The 24,404-nt window shown below is 68.4% G+C and carries 20 protein-coding genes and 3 tRNA genes; 3 read left to right on the top strand and 20 right to left on the bottom strand.

Annotated elements, in window-relative coordinates; all coding sequences use genetic code 11:
- Positions 1-58: 58 nt before the first annotated feature.
- The 11 genes from ACICHK_RS23620 to ACICHK_RS23570 form a co-directional block, all read right to left on the bottom strand.
- Positions 59-3,958 carry a DNA-directed RNA polymerase subunit beta' gene (locus ACICHK_RS23620; RefSeq protein WP_151473512.1) on the bottom strand — a complete coding sequence of 1,300 codons (3,900 nt, stop codon included), beginning with the start codon at positions 3,956-3,958 and terminating at the stop codon, positions 59-61.
- Between the two features lie 113 nt (positions 3,959-4,071).
- Positions 4,072-7,557 (bottom strand): DNA-directed RNA polymerase subunit beta, encoded by a 3,486-nt coding sequence (rpoB, locus tag ACICHK_RS23615; protein ID WP_037627035.1) that lies wholly within the window; start codon positions 7,555-7,557, stop codon positions 4,072-4,074.
- 647 nt (positions 7,558-8,204) lie between these two features.
- Positions 8,205-8,591: a 50S ribosomal protein L7/L12 gene (gene rplL, locus ACICHK_RS23610; RefSeq protein WP_406838451.1), complete on the bottom strand. Its 387-nt coding sequence runs from the start codon at positions 8,589-8,591 to the stop codon at positions 8,205-8,207.
- A gap of 109 nt (positions 8,592-8,700) precedes the next feature.
- Positions 8,701-9,231 (bottom strand): 50S ribosomal protein L10, encoded by a 531-nt coding sequence (gene rplJ / locus ACICHK_RS23605; RefSeq protein ID WP_406838450.1) that lies wholly within the window; start codon positions 9,229-9,231, stop codon positions 8,701-8,703.
- A gap of 317 nt (positions 9,232-9,548) precedes the next feature.
- Positions 9,549-10,400: a DUF1396 domain-containing protein gene (locus ACICHK_RS23600; protein WP_406841299.1), complete on the bottom strand. Its 852-nt coding sequence runs from the start codon at positions 10,398-10,400 to the stop codon at positions 9,549-9,551.
- Positions 10,401-10,553: 153 nt separating this feature from the next.
- Positions 10,554-11,501 carry a hypothetical protein gene (locus ACICHK_RS23595; RefSeq protein ID WP_406838449.1) on the bottom strand — a complete coding sequence of 316 codons (948 nt, stop codon included), beginning with the start codon at positions 11,499-11,501 and terminating at the stop codon, positions 10,554-10,556.
- Between the two features lie 213 nt (positions 11,502-11,714).
- Positions 11,715-12,440: a 50S ribosomal protein L1 gene (gene rplA, locus ACICHK_RS23590; RefSeq protein ID WP_151473515.1), complete on the bottom strand. Its 726-nt coding sequence runs from the start codon at positions 12,438-12,440 to the stop codon at positions 11,715-11,717.
- Between the two features lie 94 nt (positions 12,441-12,534).
- Positions 12,535-12,969: a 50S ribosomal protein L11 gene (gene rplK / locus ACICHK_RS23585; RefSeq protein ID WP_037627044.1), complete on the bottom strand. Its 435-nt coding sequence runs from the start codon at positions 12,967-12,969 to the stop codon at positions 12,535-12,537.
- A 194-nt stretch (positions 12,970-13,163) separates the two neighbouring features.
- Positions 13,164-14,000: a transcription termination/antitermination protein NusG gene (gene nusG, locus ACICHK_RS23580; protein ID WP_151473516.1), complete on the bottom strand. Its 837-nt coding sequence runs from the start codon at positions 13,998-14,000 to the stop codon at positions 13,164-13,166.
- 77 nt (positions 14,001-14,077) lie between these two features.
- Positions 14,078-14,359, bottom strand: a complete 282-nt coding sequence (secE, locus tag ACICHK_RS23575; RefSeq protein WP_151473517.1) for a preprotein translocase subunit SecE — start codon at positions 14,357-14,359, stop codon at positions 14,078-14,080.
- Positions 14,360-14,464: 105 nt separating this feature from the next.
- Positions 14,465-14,537: transfer RNA gene (locus tag ACICHK_RS23570), tRNA-Trp, on the bottom strand.
- 247 nt (positions 14,538-14,784) lie between these two features.
- Between ACICHK_RS23570 and ACICHK_RS23565 the strand changes: the two genes are divergently transcribed.
- Both ACICHK_RS23565 and ACICHK_RS23560 read left to right on the top strand, forming a co-directional pair.
- A complete protein-coding gene (locus ACICHK_RS23565) occupies positions 14,785-16,011 on the top strand; it encodes a pyridoxal phosphate-dependent aminotransferase (RefSeq protein WP_151473518.1) in 1,227 nt (408 codons plus the stop codon).
- A 175-nt stretch (positions 16,012-16,186) separates the two neighbouring features.
- Entirely contained in the window at positions 16,187-17,218 is a 1,032-nt protein-coding gene (locus tag ACICHK_RS23560; protein WP_406838448.1) for an adenosine deaminase, read from the top strand.
- 43 nt (positions 17,219-17,261) lie between these two features.
- Here the strand turns inward: ACICHK_RS23560 and ACICHK_RS23555 are convergent, their stop codons facing one another.
- A complete protein-coding gene (locus ACICHK_RS23555; RefSeq protein ID WP_406838447.1) occupies positions 17,262-17,927 on the bottom strand; it encodes a TetR/AcrR family transcriptional regulator in 666 nt (221 codons plus the stop codon).
- A gap of 200 nt (positions 17,928-18,127) precedes the next feature.
- Between ACICHK_RS23555 and ACICHK_RS23550 the strand changes: the two genes are divergently transcribed.
- Positions 18,128-18,760: an NAD(P)-dependent oxidoreductase gene (locus ACICHK_RS23550; RefSeq protein ID WP_406838446.1), complete on the top strand. Its 633-nt coding sequence runs from the start codon at positions 18,128-18,130 to the stop codon at positions 18,758-18,760.
- A 193-nt stretch (positions 18,761-18,953) separates the two neighbouring features.
- On the opposite strand, the gene ACICHK_RS23545 is transcribed toward ACICHK_RS23550, so the two are convergent.
- The 8 genes from ACICHK_RS23545 to ACICHK_RS23510 form a co-directional block, all read right to left on the bottom strand.
- Positions 18,954-20,009, bottom strand: a complete 1,056-nt coding sequence (locus tag ACICHK_RS23545) for a UDP-N-acetylmuramate dehydrogenase (protein WP_406838445.1) — start codon at positions 20,007-20,009, stop codon at positions 18,954-18,956.
- A gap of 191 nt (positions 20,010-20,200) precedes the next feature.
- Positions 20,201-21,763 carry a DHA2 family efflux MFS transporter permease subunit gene (locus ACICHK_RS23540; RefSeq protein WP_406838444.1) on the bottom strand — a complete coding sequence of 521 codons (1,563 nt, stop codon included), beginning with the start codon at positions 21,761-21,763 and terminating at the stop codon, positions 20,201-20,203.
- 109 nt (positions 21,764-21,872) lie between these two features.
- The gene (locus ACICHK_RS23535) at positions 21,873-22,442 is read right to left on the bottom strand and encodes a TetR/AcrR family transcriptional regulator (RefSeq protein ID WP_406838443.1); all 570 of its coding nucleotides are present in this window, start codon (positions 22,440-22,442) and stop codon (positions 21,873-21,875) included.
- A 198-nt stretch (positions 22,443-22,640) separates the two neighbouring features.
- A complete protein-coding gene (locus tag ACICHK_RS23530) occupies positions 22,641-23,069 on the bottom strand; it encodes a MaoC family dehydratase (RefSeq protein ID WP_103549151.1) in 429 nt (142 codons plus the stop codon).
- Position 23,070: 1 nt separating this feature from the next.
- Positions 23,071-23,523, bottom strand: a complete 453-nt coding sequence (locus ACICHK_RS23525) for a MaoC family dehydratase N-terminal domain-containing protein (protein WP_406838442.1) — start codon at positions 23,521-23,523, stop codon at positions 23,071-23,073.
- A gap of 275 nt (positions 23,524-23,798) precedes the next feature.
- Positions 23,799-23,963, bottom strand: coding sequence for a 50S ribosomal protein L33 (rpmG, locus tag ACICHK_RS23520; RefSeq protein ID WP_003948671.1), 165 nt, complete (start codon positions 23,961-23,963; stop codon positions 23,799-23,801).
- Between the two features lie 87 nt (positions 23,964-24,050).
- A tRNA-Met gene (locus tag ACICHK_RS23515) sits at positions 24,051-24,123 on the bottom strand.
- Positions 24,124-24,169: 46 nt separating this feature from the next.
- Positions 24,170-24,242 (bottom strand) — tRNA-Thr (locus ACICHK_RS23510).
- Between the last annotated feature and the right edge of the window lie 162 nt (positions 24,243-24,404).

The raw sequence follows: 24,404 nt of genomic DNA, 5'->3' as shown, positions 1-24,404 counted from the left end.
CGGGAACGCCGAAGGGCGGTCACCCCCGATCGGGGGTGACCGCCCTTCGTACTACCGCTTACTGGTTGTACGGACCGTAGTCGTAGTCCTCCAGCGGGACGGCCTGGCCGGAGCCCGTGCCGAACGGCGAGTAGTCGATGTCGTCGTAGCCGACGGCCGAGTACATCGCGGCCTTGGCCTCTTCGGTCGGCTCGACCCGGATGTTGCGGTAGCGGGACAGACCCGTACCGGCCGGGATGAGCTTACCGATGATGACGTTCTCCTTGAGGCCGATGAGGCTGTCGGACTTGGCGTTGATCGCCGCGTCCGTCAGGACTCGGGTCGTCTCCTGGAAGGAGGCGGCCGACAGCCAGGACTCCGTCGCCAGCGAGGCCTTGGTGATACCCATGAGCTGCGGACGACCCGAAGCCGGGTGACCACCCTCCTGGACCACACGACGGTTCTCGGTCTCGAACTTCGAGCGCTCGACCAGCTCGCCGGGCAGCAGCTCCGCGTCGCCCGACTCGATGATCGTCACACGGCGCAGCATCTGCCGGATGATGATCTCGATGTGCTTGTCGTGGATCGACACGCCCTGCGAGTTGTAGACCTTCTGGACCTCGCCGACCAGGTGGACCTGGACGGCACGCTGGCCCAGGATGCGCAGCACGTCGTGCGGGTTGGTGGCACCCACGGTGAGCTTCTGGCCCACCTCGACGTGCTCGCCCTCGGACACCAGGAGACGGGCGCGCTTCGAGATCGGGAACGCCGTCTCGTCGCTGCCGTCGTCCGGGGTGACGACGATCTTCTTGGTCTTCTCGGTCTCCTCGATCCGCACGCGGCCGGAGGCCTCGGAGATCGGGGCGACACCCTTCGGGGTACGGGCCTCGAAGAGCTCGACGACACGGGGCAGACCCTGGGTGATGTCGTCACCGGCCACACCACCGGTGTGGAAGGTACGCATCGTCAGCTGGGTACCGGGCTCACCGATGGACTGGGCGGCGATGATGCCGACCGCCTCACCGATGTCGACCAGCTTGCCGGTGGCCAGCGAGCGGCCGTAGCACATGGCGCAGGTGCCGACGGCGGACTCACAGGTCAGGACCGAACGGGTCTTGACCTCCTCGATGCCGTGGCGGACCAGCTCGTCGATGAGGACGTCGCCGAGGTCGGTGTTGGCCGGGGCCAGCACCTTGCCGTCGACGGTGATGTCCTCGGCCAGCGCACGGGCGTACACGCTGGTCTCGACGTTCTCCGTCTTGCGCAGCACGCCGTCCTCGCCGCGCTGGGCGATGGCCAGACGCAGACCGCGGTCGGTGCCGCAGTCCTCCTCGCGGATGATGACGTCCTGCGAGACGTCCACCAGACGACGGGTGAGGTAACCCGAGTCGGCGGTACGCAGGGCGGTGTCCGCCAGACCCTTACGGGCACCGTGCGTGGAGATGAAGTACTCCAGCACGGACAGGCCCTCACGGAACGAGGCCTTGATGGGACGCGGGATGGTCTCGTTCTTGGCGTTCGACACCAGACCACGCATACCGGCGATCTGACGCATCTGCATCATGTTGCCTCGGGCGCCCGAGTTCACCATCATCGAGACCGGGTTGGTCTTCGGGAAGTTCTCGTTCATCGCCTCGGCGACCTCGTTGGTCGCCTTGGTCCAGATCGCGATGAGCTCCTGAGTGCGCTCTTCCTTGGTGATCAGACCACGCTCGTACTGCTTCTGGACCTTCTCGTCCAGGTCCTCGTAGCCCTTGACGATCCCGCGCTTGGCGTCGGGAACGACGATGTCGGAGATGGCCACGGTGACACCGGAACGGGTCGCCCAGTAGAAGCCCGCGGACTTCAGGTTGTCGAGCGTCGCCGCCACGATGACCTTGGGGTAGCGCTCGGCGAGGTCGTTGACGATCTCGGAGAGCTGCTTCTTGCCCACCTCGTAGTCGACGAACGGGTAGTCCTCGGGCAGCAGCTCGTTGAAGAGCGCGCGGCCCAGGGTCGTCCGCAGGCGGAAGGTGTCACCCTGCTGCCACTCCGGCTCGCCCTCCTCCTGCGCCGGCGGGGTCCAGCCGCGCGGCGGGATGGTGCCCACCGGGAAGCGGATGTCCACGCGCGACTGCAGCGAGAGCTCGCCGGCGTCGAACGCCATGATCGCCTCGGCGACGGACGCGAAGGAGCGCTCCTCGCCCTTGACGTCACGCAGCTCGCCGTCGGTGGTCAGGAAGAACAGACCGAGGACCATGTCCTGGGTCGGCATCGTGACCGGGCGGCCGTCGGCGGGCTTGAGGATGTTGTTCGAGGACAGCATCAGGATGCGGGCCTCGGCCTGCGCCTCCGCGGACAGCGGCAGGTGCACGGCCATCTGGTCACCGTCGAAGTCCGCGTTGAACGCGGTGCAGACGAGCGGGTGGATCTGGATGGCCTTGCCCTCGACGAGCTGCGGCTCGAAGGCCTGGATGCCGAGGCGGTGCAGCGTGGGCGCACGGTTCAGCAGGACCGGGTGCTCGGCGATGACCTCTTCGAGGACGTCGTACACGACCGTGCGGCCGCGCTCGACCATCCGCTTGGCGCTCTTGATGTTCTGCGCGTGGTTCAGGTCGACCAGGCGCTTCATCACGAACGGCTTGAAGAGCTCCAGCGCCATGGCCTTGGGCAGACCGCACTGGTGCAGCTTCAGCTGCGGACCGACGACGATGACGGAACGCGCGGAGTAGTCCACGCGCTTGCCGAGCAGGTTCTGACGGAATCGACCCTGCTTGCCCTTGAGCATGTCGGACAGCGACTTCAGCGGACGGTTGCCGGGGCCCGTCACCGGGCGACCACGACGGCCGTTGTCGAAGAGCGCGTCGACGGCCTCCTGGAGCATGCGCTTCTCGTTGTTCACGATGATCTCGGGCGCGCCGAGGTCGAGAAGCCGCTTCAGGCGGTTGTTGCGGTTGATCACGCGGCGGTACAGGTCGTTCAGGTCGGAGGTCGCGAAGCGGCCACCGTCGAGCTGCACCATCGGACGGAGGTCCGGCGGGATGACCGGCACGCAGTCGAGCACCATGCCCTTGGGGCTGTTGCTGGTCTGCAGGAACGCGGAGACGACCTTGAGGCGCTTGAGCGCGCGGGTCTTCTTCTGGCCCTTGCCGGTGCGGATGATCTCGCGGAGGCGCTCGGCCTCCTCGTCGAGGTCGAAGGACTCCAGGCGCTTCTGCAGCGCCGCGGCACCCATCGAACCGTCGAAGTACGTGCCGAAGCGGTCACGCAGCTCGCGGTAGAGGAGCTCGTCGCCCTCCAGGTCCTGGACCTTGAGGTTCTTGAAGCGGGTCCACACCTCGTCGAGACGGTCGATCTCGCGCTGCGCGCGGTCGCGCAGCTGCTTCATCTCGCGCTCGGCGCCCTCGCGCACCTTGCGGCGCACGTCGGCCTTGGCGCCCTCGGCCTCCAGCTCGGCCAGGTCGGTCTCGAGCTTCTTGGCGCGGGCCTCCAGGTCGGCGTCGCGGCGGTTCTCGACCTGCTGGCGCTCGACGGAGACGTGGGCCTCCAGCGAGGGCAGGTCGCGCGTACGGCGCTCCTCGTCCACGTACGTGATCATGTACGCGGCGAAGTAGATGACCTTCTCGAGGTCCTTCGGGGCGAGGTCGAGCAGGTAGCCCAGACGCGACGGAACGCCCTTGAAGTACCAGATGTGGGTGACGGGAGCGGCCAGCTCGATGTGGCCCATCCGCTCACGGCGCACCTTGGCGCGAGTGACCTCGACGCCACAGCGCTCACAGATGATGCCCTTGAAGCGGACACGCTTGTACTTGCCGCAGTAGCACTCCCAGTCCCGGGTCGGACCGAAGATCTTCTCGCAGAAGAGTCCGTCCTTTTCGGGCTTGAGGGTGCGGTAGTTGATGGTCTCGGGCTTCTTGACCTCGCCGTGGCTCCACTGACGGATGTCGTCAGCGGTGGCCAGACCGATCCGGAGCTCATCGAAGAAGTTGACGTCGAGCACTATGCGTCAATCCCTCTCAGGGTTGTAAGTCTTAGGGGTCTGATACGGGGGTCCTGGGGCCGGCGGGCCCTGGTCACCTTTTCCACAGGTGCCAAGGCCCGGCCGGACTCCCGTCAGACCTCTTCGACGCTGCTCGGCTCGCGCCGGGACAGGTCGATGCCGAGCTCCTCCGCCGCGCGGAAGACGTCCTCGTCGGTGTCGCGCATCTCGATGGACATGCCGTCCGAGGACAGCACCTCCACGTTGAGGCACAGGGACTGCATCTCCTTGATGAGCACCTTGAAGGACTCGGGGATGCCGGGCTCGGGGATGTTCTCGCCCTTGACGATGGCCTCGTAGACCTTCACGCGGCCGGTCACGTCGTCGGACTTGATCGTCAGCAGCTCCTGGAGGGCGTAAGCGGCGCCGTACGCCTCCAGCGCCCACACCTCCATCTCACCGAAGCGCTGGCCACCGAACTGAGCCTTACCACCCAGCGGCTGCTGGGTGATCATCGAGTACGGACCGGTCGAGCGGGCGTGCAGCTTGTCGTCGACCAGGTGGTGCAGCTTGAGGATGTACATGTACCCGACCGAGATCGGGTCCGGGAACGGCTCGCCGGAGCGGCCGTCGAACAGCCTCGCCTTGCCGGACGGGAGGACCAGGCGGTCACCGTCGCGGTTGGGCAGGGTGTGCTCGAACAGACCCGCGAGCTCGTCCTCGCGCGCACCGTCGAAGACCGGGGTGGCGACGTTCGTCCGCGGCGGGACCTGGTCGGCACCGATGGCCTGGAGGCGCTTGGCCCAGTCGTCCGCGAGGCCGGAGACGTCCCAGCCGCGGCTGGCGAGCCAGCCGAGGTGGATCTCCAGCACCTGTCCCGGGTTCATTCGGGACGGGACACCGAGCGGGTTGAGGATGATGTCGACCGGGGTGCCGTCCTCCAGGAACGGCATGTCCTCGATCGGCAGGATCTTCGAGATGACACCCTTGTTGCCGTGGCGGCCAGCGAGCTTGTCACCGTCGGTGATCTTGCGCTTCTGCGCGACGTAGACGCGGACGAGCTGGTTCACGCCCGGGGGCAGCTCGTCGCCCTCTTCGCGGTCGAAGACGCGGACGCCGATGACCTTGCCGATCTCGCCGTGCGGGACCTTCAGCGAGGTGTCACGGACCTCACGGGCCTTCTCACCGAAGATCGCGCGCAGCAGGCGCTCCTCGGGCGTCAGCTCGGTCTCACCCTTGGGCGTGACCTTGCCGACGAGGATGTCGCCGGCGACGACCTCGGCACCGATACGGATGATGCCGCGCTCGTCGAGGTCGGCGAGGACCTCCTCGGAGACGTTCGGGATGTCCCGGGTGATCTCCTCGGGGCCGAGCTTGGTGTCACGGGCGTCGACCTCGTGCTCCTCGATGTGGATCGAGGAGAGGACGTCGTCCTGCACGAGGCGCTGCGACAGGATGATCGCGTCCTCGTAGTTGTGACCCTCCCACGGCATGAACGCCACGAGCAGGTTCTTGCCGAGGGCCATCTCGCCGTCCTCGGTCGCGGGACCGTCGGCCAGGACCTGGCCCTCGATCACGCGGGCGCCCTCGTCCACGACAACCTTCTGGTTGACGGAGGTGCCCTGGTTCGACCGGGAGAACTTGTGCAGGCGGTACGTGGTGTACGTGCCGTCGTCGTTGGCGGTGGTGATGTAGTCCGCGGAGACCTCCTGGACCACACCGTCCTTCTCCGACTTCAGGACGTCACCGGCGTCGACCGCGCAGCGGTACTCCATGCCGGTGCCGACCAGCGGCGCCTCGGACTTGATGAGGGGCACGGCCTGGCGCATCATGTTCGCGCCCATGAGGGCACGGTTGGCGTCGTCGTGCTCCAGGAACGGGATCATCGCGGTCGCGACCGACACCATCTGGCGCGGGGAGACGTCCATGTAGTCGACGTCGTCGCCGGGGACGTAGTCGACCTCGCCGCCACGACGGCGGACCAGGACGCGGGACTCCTCGAAGCGGAGCTCGTCCGTCAGCGGCGCGTTGGCCTGCGCGATGACGAAGCGGTCCTCCTCGTCGGCCGTGAGGTAGTCGACCTCGTCGGTGACGACACCGTCGGTGACCCGGCGGTAGGGCGTCTCGACGAAACCGAACGCGTTCACGCGGCCGTAGGAGGCGAGCGAGCCGATCAGACCGATGTTCGGGCCTTCAGGGGTCTCGATCGGGCACATGCGGCCGTAGTGCGACGGGTGCACGTCACGGACCTCGAAGCCGGCCCGCTCACGGGAGAGACCACCCGGGCCAAGGGCCGACAGACGGCGCTTGTGGGTGAGACCCGACAGCGGGTTGTTCTGGTCCATGAACTGCGACAGCTGGCTGGTGCCGAAGAACTCCTTGATGGAGGCGACGACCGGCCGGATGTTGATCAGCGTCTGCGGCGTGATCGCCTCGACGTCCTGGGTCGTCATGCGCTCGCGCACGACGCGCTCCATACGAGCCAGACCCGTGCGGACCTGGTTCTGGATGAGCTCGCCGACGTTGCGCAGACGACGGTTGCCGAAGTGGTCGATGTCGTCGGTCTCGACGACGATCGAGGTGCCGTTGTCGCCGACCGTCTCGGTCTCGCCCGCGTGCAGCTTCACCAGGTACTTGATCGTCGAGATGATGTCCTCGACGGTCAGGATGCCGGCGTCGAGCGGGGCGTCGCCGCCCAGCTTCTTGTTGACCTTGTAACGGCCGACCTTGGCGAGGTCGTAGCGCTTCGGGTTGAAGTAGAGGTTCTCCAGAAGCGTCTGCGCGGCCTCGCGCGTCGGCGGCTCGCCCGGACGCAGCTTGCGGTAGATGTCCAGCAGCGCGTCGTCCTGGCCCTGGGTGTGGTCCTTCTCCAGGGTGGCGCGCATGGACTCGTACTCGCCGAACTCCTCGAGGATCTGCTCGGTGGTCCAGCCGAGAGCCTTCAGGAGGACGGTGACGGACTGCTTGCGCTTGCGGTCGATGCGGACACCGACCATGTCGCGCTTGTCGATCTCCATCTCCAGCCAGGCACCCCGGGAGGGGATGACCTTGGCCGAGAAGATGTCCTTGTCGGACGTCTTGTCGATGGAGGAGTCGAAGTAGACACCCGGCGAGCGGACCAGCTGCGACACGACGACACGCTCGGTGCCGTTGATGACGAAGGTGCCCTTGTTGGTCATGAGCGGGAAGTCGCCCATGAAGACCGTCTGGGACTTGATCTCGCCGGTCTCGTTGTTGGTGAACTCGGCGGTGACGAAGAGCGGGGCCGCGTACGTGAAGTCGCGGTCCTTGCACTCGTCGATGGAGTTCTTCGGCGGCTCGAAACGGTGGTCGCGGAACGTCAGGGACATCGACCCGCTGAAGTCCTCGATCGGGGAGATCTCCTCGAAGATCTCCTCCAGACCGGACTTGGTGGGGACGTCCTGTCCGCTGTCCAGAGCCGCCTCGACACGAGCCTTCCACGCGTCGTTGCCGAGCAGCCAGTCGAAGCTCTCGGTCTGCAGCGCAAGAAGGTTCGGAACCTCGAGGGGCTCCTTGATCTTTGCAAAGGAGATGCGCAGCGGGGCGGTGCTGGCGCCGTTGTTCGTATTCGCGGTCGAGGCAGTGCGCGAGGCGGCCAAGAGGGGGTCCTTCCGAGGGCTCGGACTCACTACGCGCGTACCGGTCCCATGTCGGACATGGCGTCGGGCCGTTCCCGATCCGGCCGATAAAGGCCAGGTCAGAGGTGGTCCAACAGTCGATGCTCAAACACGGGCATGCCCCTGGTGACGGGCAGGAGGCAGCTAACAGGCAGCGCAAAGGGTCAGTGTAGCCACTCGGCTCACTGATGTCCAGTCCCTGTTTTTTGAGACTCTCACTGTTCTCAACACCTGTGGCAAGCCACGCCCTCAATGCACATCGATACTGCCCTCTCCGTCAGCGATCCATGCCTCGGATACGGATCGTTGTGACGACGCGTCCTGAGAATTGCGCGCTGCGTGCGGTTCGTCAAGGCCCCCCATGCCCAAAGCAAGTGCCGCGATCGTCACGTGCGGCCCGTCTTGCAACCCGTCCCTCTGCCTGTCACAGGGTGGCCGGAGGCACAACGAAGATCACCATACTCGTCGCGGCCCACAGCGCAAGGCTGCCGCTTCAGGCCCCCGGAAGGATCCCCTGAACGCCGAAGAGCGACCACCCAGTTGGGTGATCGCTCTTCAGTGCGTCAGCGTTACAGCGCTACGGGAGCGACTGCGCCGGCTTCGCAGGAGTCCTCGGGGGACTCGTCGAGTTACTTGACCTCGACGGAGGCGCCGGCGCCCTTGAGGGCCTCGGCGGCCTTGTCCGCGGCGTCCTTGGCGACCTTCTCGAGGACGGGCTTCGGGGCGCCGTCGACGAGGTCCTTGGCCTCCTTGAGACCCAGGGAGGTGAGCTCGCGCACGACCTTGATGACCTGGATCTTCTTCTCGCCGGCACCCGTGAGGATGACGTCGAACTCGTCCTGCTCCTCGGCGGCGGCGGTCTCGCCACCACCCTGGGCCGGACCGGCGGCAACGGCGACGGCCGCGGCGGCGGTGACGTCGAACTTCTCCTCGAAGGCCTTCACGAACTCGGCGAGCTCGATGAGGGTGAGGTTCTCGAACTGCTCGAGCAGCTCTTCCTGGGACAGCTTCGCCATGATGGCGTCCTTCCACTAATTCGGCAGGTGCCGGATGTACTGGTGAGGCGGGCGTACGTTCGGCCCGCTACGACCGTCGCCTCAGGCGGCGGTCAATGCGCGAGCCGAATTACTCGGCACCGCCCTGCTCGGCCTGCTTGACACGAAGCGCCTCCGCGGTGCGGACGAACTTCGAGGGCAGGGCCTGGAAGAGGCGAGCAGTCTGGGTCTGCTTGCCCTTGAAGGCACCCGCCAGCTTGGCGAGCAGAACCTCGCGGGACTCGAGGTCCGCAAGCTTCTTGATCTCGTCGGCGGACAGCGCCTTGCCGTCAAGGACACCGCCCTTGATGACGAGGTTCGGGTTGTCCTTGGCGAAGTCACGAAGACCCTTCGCCGACACCACCGGGTCACCGGAGATGAAGGCGACCGCCGTCGGACCGTTGAACAGGTCGTCGAGCGTGGAGATCCCGGCCTCGTTGGCCGCGATCTTGGTCAGCGTGTTCTTCACCACGGCGTACTGGGCGTCTTCACCGAGCGAACGACGCAGCGTCTTGAGCTGCGCCACGGTGAGACCCCGGTACTCGGTCAGCACGGCGGCGTTCGAGCTGCGGAACTGGTCCGCGAGCTCGGCTACCGCGGCAGCCTTGTCGGGCCTTGCCATAAGCGTGGCCTCCTTCCGGGTGATGAGGACCGCTCAGAAGGGGCCGACAAAACAAAACGCCCCGGCGCAGGCGCACGGGGCGTAGCTCGACCGGATTCCTCCGCACGCTGGGCGTACGGACTCCGGGAACACATCCACGATCACCTGCGCGGGTCGTCCGCAGTTCAGCGGATCCTTCGGTCACCACACCCTCTTGCGAGCGCGGGGCAACGACCAGCGGTCTTTGGCTTCTCGAGGAGAGTACGTGAAGGGGACGGCGTCAAGCAAATCCGGCCGAACGGCCCGGCCGCCGGCCGCGCCCGCGGCTCCGGCGGCGGTCAGCCCTGCTGCTGGACACCCTTCATCATCTCGGCGAGGTCGACGGTGTCCTTGGCCGGCGGGGCGGTCACGGTCACGGGCTTGTTGTAGTCCAGGAAGGTGATGGTCAGGTCGAGCGGACCGTAGTGGGCGGCCCCCCGCATGCGGAGCTGCTTGGCGCGGTCGTCGCCGTCGATCCACATGTCCATCGTGACCTTGTCGATGCCCATCTTCTCGTACTGGTCGAGGGCCTTCTCCCGCTTCTCGCGGGTGGTCTTGTCCTGGCTCTTGAGGGACTTGCGGTACTCGTCGAAGGGGACCGTCCCCTTGTAGTGCGTGGTCTTCACGCCGTCGACGGTCTCGGCCCCGACCTTCTTCAGGTCCTTGGAGCCGTCGAGGAAGGCCGACTCGGTCGCCGGGTTCTTGTCCGCCTGCCAGTCACCGGCCTGGCCCGTGTTCGGCTGCCCCTTCGCACCCAGCACGGACATGTCAAATTTCATCCAGCGCTTGCCGTCCATGTCCTTGGCGGTCCGGGTGCCGCCGTCGACGTACATCGCCTTGCCCACGAGCCGGATCTCGAACGGGCCGGTGGACGCCTGCTTCCCGCCCGTCATCTTCATGCTCATGGCCAGCGGCTTCACGCTCATCGCCGCCTCGGCGCTGATCCGGCCCTCCATCGGGACCTTGCCGGACATCCGGTAGCGGAAGGAGGTGATGTCGCCGGTCTTCTTCGCCGCCTTCGCCACGGCCGCGGCGGGCGTGAGCGCGGGCGACTCCTCCTGCGCGCCCTTCGTACAGCCCACCGCGCCCCCGCCGAGGACCAGTGCCGCGAGTGCCGCCCCGGTCGCCCGGTGCCGTACCGAGTTGCTCACAGAAAGCTTCAAGGTTCCCCCCAAGGAACAGGTGCTCGATTCACAGATTCGGCGCGAGCGTAGCCCAGGGGGCCCGGACGATCACCTGGGTTTTCACGCAACTCAGCTGCTCGAGACGGACTTCGGGGATGCCCGGGGAGGGGCGGCGGAGGCTCAGGAGGCAGAGCCGGTGCTGGAGCCGGTCGCCGTGTCGCCGCTGCCCGGTGTCACGCCCTGCTTCGACAGGAGGTCCTTGAAGTCCGTGGTGTCACCGGCCGGGGGCGCTTCGGCGGAGACCTTCACCCCGTAGTCGCTGTAGTACGTCGTGGAGGACATCGTGCCGCTGGTCATCGCCGCCTCGGAGACCGCCTTGATGAGCAGGTCCTCGGCGTCGACCCAGATGTCCACGTCCTCCGTCGTGATGCCGGCCGTGGTGAACTGCTTCTTCATGTCGGCCAGTTGGCTCGCGGTGAGGTGGGAGCTGCGGGCCGCGAGGTCGCTCACGTCCACCGTGCCCGCGTAGTGCGTGGTCCTCTTGCCTCGGACCGTCTCCTCGCCGACCTTCTTGACGTCACCGGACGCCAGCAGGAGCTTCACCGACTGGTTCGGCGAGCTGTTCTGCATCTGGTCCTTCAGGAGCGCGCCGGAGCCGCCCCCGAACTTCGCCAGGTCGTCGTACCCGTACCGGATCCAGTGCTTGCCGCCCGCCTGCCGGGCGAAGGCGTCGCCCATCTTCGCGTAGTAGGCGTCGGACAGGTAGCGGGCCTCCATGGAGTCGCTGCCCGTCTGGCGCATCGTGTCGGCCATCGTGCCGCCGGTGTACGTGATCTTCATGTCGCCGGTGAAGCCGTCGCCCCAGGCCATGACGCCGCCCGACTTCATGGACATCAGCGTGCCCAGGGTCGTCGTGGACTCGATCCGCGCGGAGTCGGCGCCGTCGGTGGACCTCTCCGCGGAGCGCAGGGCCGCGATGGGGCTGACGCGTGTGGCGCTCTTGTGGCCCGCCTTGTCGCCGCTGCCCGAACTCCCGGAGGAACCCGAGGAGTTGCAGGCCGCCACCCCCGCCAGCACGGTCGTTAACGCGATCGAGAGAGTCACACGGCGCACCATGGTGCTGTTCATTCGTCCCACCCCTATGTGAAATCTGTGAACCGCACGCTAGCGCGCCCCACTGACACTCGTACCCGGATTTCCGGCCGGGGCGGCCGCCCCGGGAAGGTTCCGGACAGCGTCCGCGAAGGCCTCCGCACATGAGGACGGGCCCCGCACCTCGAAAGGTTGCGGGGCCCGCTCAGATACGCGTGCGCGACGCGGTCACCGGGGTGAGCGAAGGGCTCAGACGGCGGCCGGGTCCTCCTCGACGAGGAGGTTGCGGGTGCGGTTCGGGTCGACAGGAATGCCGGGGCCGATCGTGGTGCTGATCGCGGCCTTCTTGACGTAGCGGCCCTTGGCGGCCGACGGCTTCAGACGGAGGATCTCGTCGAGCGCCGCACCGTAGTTCTCCACCAGCTTGGTGTCGTCGAAGGACACCTTGCCGATGATGAAGTGCAGGTTCGAGTGCTTGTCGACGCGGAACTCGATCTTGCCGCCCTTGATGTCGGTGACAGCCTTGGCGACGTCGGGGGTCACGGTGCCGGTCTTGGGGTTCGGCATGAGACCACGGGGACCGAGCACGCGGCCGAGGCGGCCGACCTTGCCCATGAGGTCCGGGGTGGCGACGACGGCGTCGAAGTCCAGACGGCCCTTCGCGACCTCGTCGATCAGTTCGTCGGAGCCGACGATGTCGGCGCCCGCGGCCTCCGCGGCCGCAGCACGGTCACCGGTCGCGAAGACCAGGACCCGGGCGGTCTTGCCGGTGCCGTGCGGCAGGTTCACGGTGCCACGGACCATCTGGTCGGCCTTGCGCGGGTCGACACCCAGGCGGAAGGCGACCTCGACGGTGCCGTCGAACTTGCTGGTGGAGGTCTCCTTGGCGAGACGGACGGCCTCGAGCGGGGCGTAGAGCTTGTCCCGGTCGACCTTGGCGTCCGCAGCCCGGAGGGACTTGCTGCGCTTGCTCACTACTGCTCCTGGTGTGTTCTGAGGAGTCGTGGTACGGGCCGAGCAGGCCCCGCCACGTGCGGCCGCGGCCGCAGGGTTCCTACGAAGGTGGGTGTCAGCCCTCGACCGTGATGCCCATGGAACGGGCGGTGCCGGCGATGATCTTCGCGGCGGCGTCCAGGTCGTTGGCGTTGAGGTCGGGCATCTTGGTCGTGGCGATCTCGCGGACCTGCGCCTCGGTGATCTTGGCGACCTTGGTCTTGTGCGGCTCGCCGGAGCCCTTCTCGACACCCGCGGCCTTGAGGATCATCTTGGCGGCCGGCGGAGTCTTGGTCACGAAGGTGAAGGAGCGGTCCTCGTAGACCGTGATCTCCACCGGGATGACCCAGCCACGCTGCGACTCGGTCGCCGCGTTGTAGGCCTTGCAGAACTCCATGATGTTGACGCCGTGCTGACCGAGCGCGGGGCCGACCGGCGGGGCCGGGTTCGCCGCACCGGCGTTGATCTGGAGCTTGATGAGCCCCGTGACCTTCTTCTTCTTGGGAGGCATTCCGGGTCCTCTTTCGTTTTCGCCTTCCTACGTCCGAGTCGCCCCGGACGGCTGCCCCACAACCGAGGAAATGATCCGGATGGAGGCATACCGCACAACGATAACGGGTATCTGTGCGCGGCTAAAAACCGAGCAGGTCAGACCGGCTGTGACAGCCCGTCTGACCTGATCGGAAGACGTACGTCCAGAAGGTGCTAGTTCTTCTGGATCTGGTCGAAGGAGAGCTCGACCGGGGTCTCGCGGCCGAAGATCTCGACGAGGCCCTTGACCTTCTTCGAGTCGGCGTTGATCTCGTTGATGGTGGCCTGCAGCGTGGCGAACGGGCCGTCGGTGACGGTGACCGAGTCGCCGACCTCGAAGTCCAGCACCTGGACCTCGACCTTGCGCTGCGGAGCGGGCTTGCCCTCGGCCTCGGCGGCCTCGCGGGCGGCCTTCTCCTCGGCCTCCGGGGCGAGCATCTTGACGATCTCGTCCAGGGTCAGCGGGTACGGGTCGTAGGCGTTGCCCACGAAGCCGGTGACGCCGGGCGTGTTGCGGACGACACCCCAGGACTCGTTCGTCAGGTCCATGCGGACCAGGACGTAGCCCGGGAGCTTGTTCTGCTTGATCGTCTTGCGCTCGCCGTTCTTGATCTGCGCGACCTCTTCCTGCGGCACCTCGGCCTGGAAGATGAAGTCCTCGACGTTCAGCGAGACGGCACGCTGCTCGAGGTTGGTCTTCACGCGGTTCTCGTAACCGGCGTAGGTGTGGATGACGTACCACTCGCCGGGGAGCAGACGCAGTTCCTCGCGCAGGGCGGTCACGGGGTCGACGGGCTCGGCCTCTTCTTCGGCCTCGGCCTCGGCGGCCGCGTCCTCGTCGTCCTCACCGGACTCGTCCTCGACGTGCAGTGCCTCGTCCTCGGCGCTCTCGCCGGCGGCGGCATCGGCAGCCTCGAACTCGTCCTCGACGTCCGCTCCCTCGACGGTCTCGAGCTCGTCGTCAACGGACTCGACCGACTCGGAGGCATCGTTCAGGTTCGGGTCAGACACGGTGGCTGCTTCTTCCTGGATACATGGGGGTGGAACGCGCGAAAGGGGCGCCGATGTCGGCGCCCTTCGCTCTCGGCTCAGCCGAAGACGTACTTGGCGGCGTGGTTGAGCCCATAGTCAATCACGGTCACCAGGCCGATCATGATGACGACGAACACAATCACCACTGTGGTGTAAGTCGTCAGCTGATGGCGAGTCGGCCAGACGACCTTGCGGAGTTCCGCGATGATCTGGCGGTAGAAGGTGGCGAGGCGCTTCAGCGGGCCCTTCTTGGCACGCTTACCGCCCTTGCGGGCCTTCTTCTTGGACTCCGGCGCCTCGGCATCAGGCATGTCGATGGAGCCCACGGCGTCCGTCACTCGTCCTCACCTGATTCCCGGGTCGTGACCGTGCCGCGCCCGGTGGAGCCGCACGGCGGTGCATTGCAGTACGTACATGCGCACACATCCTGGCGGTGTGTGTAGCAGGGCCGGAGGGACTTGAACCCCCAACCGCCGGTTTTGGAGACCGGTGCTCTACCAATTGAGCTACGACCCTTTGTCTTCCCCAACGTACCGCATCCGACCGGGTGCTCGGTGTGCACCGGTGGGGCGCGGCCGGTGAAGGCCAACGAGGTGAGAGTGTACGTGGTCCGGAGCCGGGCGTCGAACAGAAAGTGTCGGCAGGGGCCCGCCGCACTGAAGATCCACTGGTGGACCGCACGGATCCGTACGGATGTTCTGCCCTCGCCCAGTCCGTGAAACCAATGTGCCGGGGGCGATTCCGGTCTGAAACGATAGGGGTCATGAGCCCTGCAACCCCTCCCACTGAGCGCCGGGTCTCCGCCCGAGTCGGCGCGATCTCCGAATCCGCCACCCTCGCCGTGGACGCCAAGGCCAAGGCCCTCAAGGCCGCCGGACGTCCGGTGATCGGCTTCGGCGCCGGTGAGCCCGACTTCCCGACCCCGGACTACATCGTCCAGGCCGCCATCGAGGCCTGCTCGAACCCCAAGTACCACCGCTACACGCCGGCCGGCGGGCTTCCCGAGCTGAAGGCCGCGATCGCCGCGAAGACGCTGCGCGACTCCGGCTTCGAGGTGGAGGCCGCCGAGGTCCTCGTCACCAACGGCGGCAAGCAGGCCATCTACGAGGCCTTCGCCGCGATCCTCGACCCGGGCGACGAGGTCATCGTCCCGGCGCCGTACTGGACGACCTACCCGGAGTCCATCCGCCTGGCCGGCGGCGTCCCGGTGGAGGTCGTCGCCGACGAGACCACCGGCTACCGCGTCTCGGTGGAGCAGCTGGAGGCCGCCCGCACCGAGAACACCAAGGTGCTGCTCTTCGTCTCCCCGTCCAACCCGACGGGCGCGGTCTACACCCGCGAGCAGATCGAGGAGATCGGCCGCTGGGCCGCCGAGAAGGGCCTGTGGGTCCTGACCGACGAGATCTACGAGCACCTGGTCTACGGCGACGCCGAGTTCCACTCGCTGCCCGTGGTGGTCCCCGAGCTGCGCGACAAGTGCATCGTCGTCAACGGCGTCGCCAAGACGTACGCGATGACCGGCTGGCGCGTGGGCTGGGTCATCGGCCCGAAGGACGTGATCAAGGCCGCGACCAACCTCCAGTCGCACGCCACCTCGAACGTCTCGAACGTGGCCCAGGTCGCCGCGCTCGCCGCCGTCTCCGGCGACCTCGAGGCCGTCGCGAAGATGCGCGAGGCCTTCGACCGCCGCCGCAAGACCATCGTGCGCATGCTGAACGAGATCGACGGCGTGCTCTGCCCCGAGCCCGAGGGCGCCTTCTACGCGTACCCCTCGGTCAAGGAACTGCTCGGCAAGGAGATCCGCGGCAAGCGCCCCGCGGACACCGTCGAGCTGGCCGCGCTCATCCTGGAGGAGGCCGAGGTCGCGGTCGTCCCGGGTGAGGCCTTCGGCACGCCGGGCTACCTGCGGCTGTCGTACGCGCTCGGTGACGAGGACCTCGTCGAGGGCGTCAGCCGGATCCAGAAGCTGCTGGCCGAGGCCACGGACTGACCTCCGGCGTCCTCGCCCGCCCTCCGGGGCACCGGTGACGTCACCGCGCTCCACGCGCGCGTACGGGGGCCGGCCACTCTCCGCGGAGTGGCCGGCCCCCGTTCGTCCGTTCGAGCAAGCGCCCGATCAGGGAAAGCCCTACCGGCACGGCGTCCGGGTGCGGCAGGATCTCTGGATGGAGCGCGTACGTGATGTCAGTCAACTTCCGAAGGCCCATCTGCACCTGCACTTCACCGGGTCGATGCGGCCCGGCACCGTTCTGGAGCTCGCCGACAAGTACGGCGTACGGCTGCCCGAGACGCTGACCGAGGCGCTGACCAGCGGGGAACCGCCGAAACTGCGGGCGACCGACGAACGCGGCTGGTTCCGCTTCCAGCGCCTGTACGACGCGGCGCGGTCCTGCCTGAGGGAGCCCGAGGACATCCAGCGGCTGGTGCGCGAGGCCGCCGAGGAGGACCTGAAGGACGGCTCGGGCTGGCTGGAGATCCAGGTCGACCCGACGTCGTACGCCCCGCGCCTGGGCGGTCTGATCCCGGCCCTGGAGGTCATCCTGGACGCGGTCGACTCGACCGTGCGGGACACCGGGCTCGGAATGCGCGTCCTGGTGGCCGCCAACCGGATGAAGCACCCCCTGGACGCCCGCACACTGGCCCGGCTCGCCGTGCGGTACGCGGACCGGGGGATCGTCGGTTTCGGGCTCTCCAACGACGAGCGGCGGGGCATGGCGCGCGACTTCGACCGGGCCTTCGCCATCGCGCGCGAGGGCGGGCTGCTGTCCGCCCCCCACGGCGGCGAGCTGACCGGCCCCGCCTCGGTCCGCGACTGCCTGGACGACCTGCACGCCTCCCGGATCGGCCACGGGGTGCGGGCCGCCGAGGACCCGCGGCTGCTGAAGCGCCTCGCGGACCGCGGGGTGACCTGCGAGGTCTGCCCCACCTCGAACGTCGCCCTGGGCGTCTACGAGAAGCACGCCGACGTCCCCCTGCGCACTCTGTTCGAAGCCGGGGTGCCGATGGCCCTCGGCGCCGACGACCCGCTGCTCTTCGGCTCCCGGCTCGCCGCCCAGTACGAGATCGCCCGCCGCCACCACGCCTTCACGGACCAGGAGCTGGCCGAGCTGGCCCGGCAGTCCGTCCGCGCCTCGGCCGCGCCCGAGGACGTCCGGAGAAAGCTGCTGGCCGGCGTCGACGACTGGCTGGCCGCCTGAGGGCAGCCCGCCCCCGCCGACCCCGCCGACCGGTCCGGCCTGCCTACCGCGCGCCGGCGGCCGCGGCACCCGTGTCCCGGGGCGCGATCCCTGCGAGCAGGGTGCGGGCCAGCGCCGGGGCGAAGGTGTCCAGGGGCGGCGGCGTGCCCTCCTCGGTGGCGTCGTAGGCGAAGGCGCGCTGCGCACAGGCCCCGAGGAGCAGGGAGGCCGCCGCGTAGGTGTCGGCGTCCGGCTGGACGCGCCCGGCCCGCTGCTCCGCCAGCAGATAGGCGGCGACGCCCCGGATCGGCATATGCGGCCCCGCGCCCATGGCCCGCACGGTCTCGTCGTGGCGGCGCTTGAGCTGCGGGTCCGCGTACAGCGAGGCGGCGATCGGGAAGCTCTGTTCGTAGAAGAGGGCCGCCTGGCGGGCGATCTGCGTGAGGTTCTCCTCCAGGGAGTGCTCCCGCGGCTCGGCCGTCAGCCGCTCCAGGAGGGGGCCCAGCCGGGGCAGCCGCTCGTGGAGGACCCGGATGAACAGCTCCTCCTTGCTCGCGAAGTACTTGTAGAGCGCCGCCTCGGAGCAGCCGGCCGCCCTGGCGATCTCCTTGGTGGTGGTCCGGGAGAGGCCGAGCGTGAGCATGAGCTCGTGCGCCGCGTCGAGGATGCGGATCCGGGTCGGCTTCGACGGCTCGGACGGCGTGGTCTCCGTGGCGGATTTCTGCTGCATGGGGCCCAAGGATTCCATGACCCGCCCTTTGGGGTTGACGAGTGGGTGAGTACTTACTCACTCTAGAAGAAGCAGGGGTGAGTGAACACTCACCCACCCGGACGGAAGCCGGTCGAACGGGGGCCGGACGGATCGACGGCCTTCCCGGCGTTCCGTCCTCCGTCCCCCCATCTCCCCTCTCATGCGTTGCGGAGCAGGTCATGAAACTCACCGTTCTGGGTGCCACCGGAGGCATCGGCCAGGAGATCGTCCGCCAGGCCCTGGGCGCGGGCCATCAGGTCACGGCGGTCGTCCGCGATCCCGCGCGGTTCACCGTCACGGGCGCGGGCCTGGAGGTCGTGCGCGCGGATCTCACCGACCCGGGACCGCTGCGCCCCGCCGTCGCGGGCCGGGACGCGGTCCTGTCCGGCCTCGGCGCGCGCAGCCGCAAGGACGCCGGGGTCGCGGCCCGGCTCACCCGTACGGTGCTGGCCGCCATGGAGGCGGAACAGACCCGGCGGCTGCTGGTCGTCAGCGCGGCCCCGGTCGGACCCGCCGCGCAGGACGACACCCTTCTCGACCGCGCGATGCTGCGGCTGATCTCCGCGCTGCTGAAGGACGTCTACGCCGACCTGCGGGAGATGGAGGGCGCGCTGGCGGCCAGCGCCACGGACTGGACCGCGGTGCGGCCGCCCCGGCTCCAGAACAAGCCGCTGACCGGCTCGTACCGCACGGTCGTCGGAGGCTCCCCGCCCCGGGGCCGCTTCATCGCGCGCGCCGACGTGGCCCACGCGATGCTCGCGATGATCGACGATCCGGCGACCGTGAAGCAGGGGGTGGGGGTCGCCTACTAGGCCCTGTCGTCAAATTCCCGTCGTCGCCCGAAGGGCGGCCCTGCGGCGTCCGGTGCGTGCTCTCGGCGTGCCGGGCGGAAGTCCTCGTACTGGACGTACTTGGGCTTTCGCCCGGTGCGGCGAGAGTGCGTGCCGGGCGTCGCGGGGCAGGCGGGAATTTGACGACAGGGCCTAGGGCGCGCCCATAAGCCGCTCAGAGGCTCGCGTTCACCGTCACCGGCTCGTTGACGAGCGTGATCCCGAAGGCCTCGTGGACCCCGGCGACGACCTCGCGGGCCAGCGCGAGCAGGTCCTCGGTGGTCGCCGCGCCCCGGTTGGTCAGGGCGAGGGTGTGCTTGGTGGAGATGCGGGCCGGGCCGGTGCCGTAGCCCTTGGTGAAGCCGGCCTTGTCGATGAGCCAGGCCGCCGACGTCTTGGTGTGGCCGTCGCCCGCCGCGTACGCCGGGGGCACGGCGTCGGCGCCGAGCCGCTCCCGCACGCGCGCGTGGAACGCGGCGAACGCCTCGTCCGTGAGGATCGGGTTGGTGAAGAACGACCCGGCCGACCAGGTGTCGTGGTCCTCGGGGTCGAGCACCATGCCCTTCCCCGCACGCAGCTTCAGGACGGTCTCGCGGGCGGCGTCGAGGGGCACGCGGTCCCCGGCCTCCACACCGAGCGCGCGGGCCGTCTCCGGGTACTTGAGCGGCGCCGACAGTCCCTGCGCGTCCTCCAGGCCGAAGCGCACCCGGAGCACCACATGGCGCTCGGGGTCGGCCTTGAAACGGCTGTGGCGGTACGAGAACGCGCACTCGGCATTGGTCAGCGTGACCGTCTCGCGCGTCTTCCGGTCGTAGGCGATCACTTCGGTGATCGTCGACGACACTTCCTGGCCGTACGCGCCCACGTTCTGGATCGGCGTCGCACCGGCGGACCCGGGGATGCCGGCGAGGCACTCGATCCCGGCGAGCCCGGCCTCCACGGTGCGCGCGACCGCGTCGGTCCACACCTCGCCCGCGGCCAGCTCCAGGTTCGTACCGTCGAGGGAGAAGCCCTTCGTGGCGATGCGCAGGGCGGTCCCGTCGAAGCCCTTGTCGCCGATGACGAGGTTCGATCCGCCGCCGATGAGCAGCAGCGGCGTACCGGCGTCGTCGGCCTCGCGCACGGCGGCGATCACCTCGGCGTCGGTCGTGGCGGTGATCAGCCGGGCGGCCGGGCCACCGAGCCGGAAGGTGGTCAGCGGGGCGAGCGGGGCATCGTGGAGTTCCTGCACGGGCCCAAGAGTACGAGAAGGGGCGGGGGCGCCCGGCCACCGGTGCGCTCCGGACGTGCGGACGGTCCCGCCCAAAGGGGGCGGGACCGTCCGTGCCCGGGCGCTCGGCCGGGGCGGCTCTCCCGGTGGTCCGACCGGACGGCCGGGGGATCCCGGGGCCGGGCCGGGTGCCGCCGTCCTCGTTCCGCGCGTCAGCGGGAGGCGGCTTCCAGGCGGGCGGTTCCGGCAGGGGCGCTCTCCGGAGAAGTGGTCTCCAGTGCGGCCGTCGGGCCGGCGTCCAGGACGCGCTCCGGGTCCTCGGGCGTCCCGGTGTGCGCCGTGCGCCGCGCGGACGGGACGACCAGGGCCGCGATCCCCGCGAGGGCCACGACGAAGGCACCGACCACGAGCGCGGGCCGCAGTCCGTCGATGAAGGTCTCGGCGGTCGCGTAGCCGCCCTGCGCCGAGAAGATCGAGGACATCACCGCGATGCCGAGCGCGCCGCCCACCTCGCGCAGCGCGTTGTTGGCGCCGGAGGCGATGCCCTGCTCCTGCGGCCGGACGCTGGACATGACCAGGTTGGAGGCCGGGGCGAAGTAGAGCGACATCCCGATACCGCTGATGATCAGCGCGGGCAGCTGGGAGGAGTACGAGGCGTCGGCGGCGACCACGAAGGCGTAGTACGCGAGCCCGGCGGCCTGGAGGAAGAGCCCGGTGGCGACGACGGGACGCCCGCCCACGCGGTCGGACAGGTAGCCGGCGACGGGCGCGACGAGCATCGGCATGCCGGTCCAGGGGAGCATCCGCAGTCCCGCCTCGGTCGGCGAGTAGCCGAGCACGCCCTGCATGTACTGGCTGAGCAGGAAGATCGAGCCGAACATCCCGAGGAACATCAGCAGGCTGGCCGCGTTGATCCCGGCGAAGGCGCGGGAGCGGAAGAGACGCATCGGGAGCATCGGGTTCTTCGCCCGGGTGCCGTGGACGACGAAGCCGGCGAGCAGGGCGGTACCGGCGATCAGACCGGTCAGGACGAGCGCGCCGGTCCAGCCGTCGGAGGGACCGCGGACCAGTCCGTAGACGATCCCGAAGAGACCGCCGCTGGCGAGCAGCGTGCCGGGGAAGTCGAGCCGGGCACCGGCGCCGAACGACTCGGACAGGCGCAGCCGGGCGAGCGGGAGCACCGCGAGACCCAGCGGAACGTTCAGCCAGAAGATCCAGTGCCAGGAGACGTGTTCGGTGAGGCTGCCGCCGATGAGGGGGCCCGACGCGACCGCGAGCCCGTTGACGGCGCCCCAGATCCCGTACGCCATCCCGCGCTTGGCGGCGGGGACCGCGGCCGTCAGCAGGGTCAGGGTGAGCGGCATCATGATCGCCGCGCCGACGCCCTGGACCGCGCGGGCGGCGATCAGGGAGTCGATGCCGGGGGCCATGGCCGCGGCGGCGGAGGCCCCGGTGAAGACGGTCAGACCGACCATGAAGAGCCTGCGGCGACCGAACCGGTCACCGAGCGCCGCACCGAACATCAGCAGGACGGCGAAGGTGAGCGTGTAGGCGCTCACGGTCCATTCCAGGTCGCCCAGGGCTCCCCCGAGATCCTCGCGGATGGAGGGCAGGGCGGTGGTGACGACGAGATTGTCGAGGGCCGCCATGAATCCGGCGACGCTCGTGATGAGGAGGGCCCACCCGGCTCCACCGCGACGCGGGGTCGGTTCCGGTGCCGCATCCGCTGTCTTTGCCGTTGCCTTTGCCGTTGCCTTCGTCGTTCGCTGAGACATCGCTCCCCCTGAGCGTGATGTGATCGCCATTGACGTTAGTTATTGATGACTAACTTCTGCGGGCACGAAAAGGCGCGGAGCTCCGCATTCCCTCTCGCGCCCTCTCGCGCTACTTCTCCAGCCGGCCCGTGATCCGCGCCGACGGGTAGAGCCCTTCCCAGACCCGGTGCTCGGGCGGGAACCCCATCGCCACCATGCAGTTGATGAGCATCCCGTACGCCATGAAGGTCGACGTCTCGTCGGGGTCGGCCCCGAGCGGCACGTGGACGGCGTCCCAGAGCCGCATCCAGCCGGCCCGGACCGTCTCGCCGAACTCGTGATCGCCCTCCTCCTCGGCCGCCGCGACCGCGACGTACGTCTGCATCTGCATGAGCAGCCGCTCCGGGTGCTCCGAGATGACCTTGACGTAGGCGTTGGCCATGGCGTGCAGGGCTTCCTCGCCCTCCAGTCCTTCGGCGGCCCCCACCATCGTCTGCCGGGCCAGCTCCATGCAGCGCTCGGCGGCCGCCAGGAAGATCGCCTTCTTGCCCGGGAAGAGCCTGAAGAGATACGGCTGCGAGACACCCACGCGCCGGGCGATCGCCTCGGTGGACGTGCCGTGGTAGCCACCGCGGGCGAACTCGCTCATCGCCGCACGGACGACGCTCTCGCGCCTCTCCTCCGCACTCATCCTGACCATGCGGCCAAGTTAGTACTCAATCACTAACTACGTCAAGGGTGAGCGGGGGCCGGAAACGCGTAAGGGGCGCCCGTCATGGACGGGCACCCCTTACCGGACGGCCGAAGCGCGGACGCCCGGCAGCCCCGGACGCTTCCGGACCCCGAGGTCAGGAACGCTTCTGGATCCCACGGTCGGGGACGCCCCCGAACCCCGAGGTCAGGCCAGTCGTACGACCGCTCGCGACATGCCCAGCACCTTCTGTCCGGCGCTGGTCGCCGTGAGGTCCACGCGGACGGTGTTGTCGTCGAGCTTGGCGGCGACCTTGCCGCTGACCTCGACGGTGGCGCCCTTGTCGTCGTTCGGGACGACCACGGGCTTGGTGAAGCGGACGCCGTACTCGACGACGGCGCCCGGGTCACCCGCCCAGTCGGTCACCACACGGATCGCCTCGGCCATGGTGAACATGCCGTGCGCGATGACGTCGGGAAGGCCCACCTCGACCGCGAACTTCTCGTTCCAGTGGATCGGGTTGAAGTCCCCGGAGGCCCCCGCGTACTGCACGAGCGTGGCGCGCGTCACGGAGAACGTCTGGGCCGGCAGCTCGGTGCCGACCTCGACGTCCGCGTAAGAGATCTTCGCCGCCATGTCAGCCCACCTCCGCCGCGCGGGCCACGAGCTTCGTGACAGCCGTCACGACGTGCTCGCCCGCCTCGTCGTGGACCTCGCCACGGACGTCCAGGATGTCGTTGCCCGCGAGGGACTTGATCGACTCGATGGTCGAGGTGACCGTGAGCCGGTCGCCCGCGCGCACCGGGCGGGTGTACGCGAACTTCTGGTCGCCGTGCACCACGCGGCTGTAGTCGAGACCCAGCTGCGGGTCCTGGATGACCTGGCCCGCGGCCTTGAACGTGATGGCGAACACAAAGGTGGGCGGGGCGATCACATCCGGGTGACCGAGAGCACGTGCGGCCTCGGGGTCCGTGTACGCAGGGTTGCTGTCCCCCACGGCCTCCGCGAACTCGCGGATCTTCTCCCGACCGACCTCGTAGGGGTCGGTGGGCGGGTAGGACCGCCCCACGAAGGACTGGTCGAGCGCCATGGGCTCGGCACCTCCTGGTTGTTTTCGCTGCGCTGTCGTCCTCGCTGCGCCCGGCCTCTTCACCGCGCCGGATGCCTTCACCGTGCCGGTCGCCTCATGGCGACGGTCGTCACGGCTGCCGCAACGGGACCGGCCGTTCTGACCGGACGGCCCATCTTCGCTCGAAAACTCCGGTACCGCCTATGCGCCGGATACACGCCGGGCACCGGGCACCGGTTCCACAACGACACGAGGCCGCCCCCCGTGAGGGGGACGGCCTCGTGTACGAGCCTGAATTATCGCGTTTCGCGGTGCGCGGTGTGCGCGTTGCAACGCGGGCAGTGCTTCTTCATCTCCAGTCGGTCCGGGTTGTTACGCCGGTTCTTCTTGGTGATGTAGTTCCGCTCCTTGCACTCCACGCAGGCCAGCGTGATCTTCGGGCGGACGTCGGTGGCAGCCACAGGAGTGCTCCTTGACGAACGGATGGGACATTAACGCATAGAAGAGTAGCCGATCGAAGGACCGACCCCACAATCGGCTACTGTCTGTAGCGGTGACCGGACTTGAACCGGTGACACAGCGATTATGAGCCGCTTGCTCTACCGACTGAGCTACACCGCTGAGATGCGATCGGGCCCCGTCTTGCGACGGGAACCTTTCACACCAGAGCCCCAATACGGAATCGAACCGTAGACCTTCTCCTTACCATGGAGACGCTCTGCCGACTGAGCTATTGGGGCGAGCGATGAAGACATTACACGGTCCTCCGCCGATCGCCCAAATCCGTTTCGCGGCACCCGCCCCGGCCTGATCTCCGACGTTTCCCCGGGTGTTCCCGGAGCCTTCACCCGCCCCTCGGGGCCCTTGAACCACGCGGGGCGAGGGCTCTCCGGCCGCCTGTG

Source organism: Streptomyces sp. AHU1 (assembly GCF_045343905.1).
Lineage (GTDB): Bacteria > Actinomycetota > Actinomycetes > Streptomycetales > Streptomycetaceae > Streptomyces > Streptomyces triticiradicis.
This window is presented reverse-complemented; position numbering and strand designations above follow the sequence as displayed.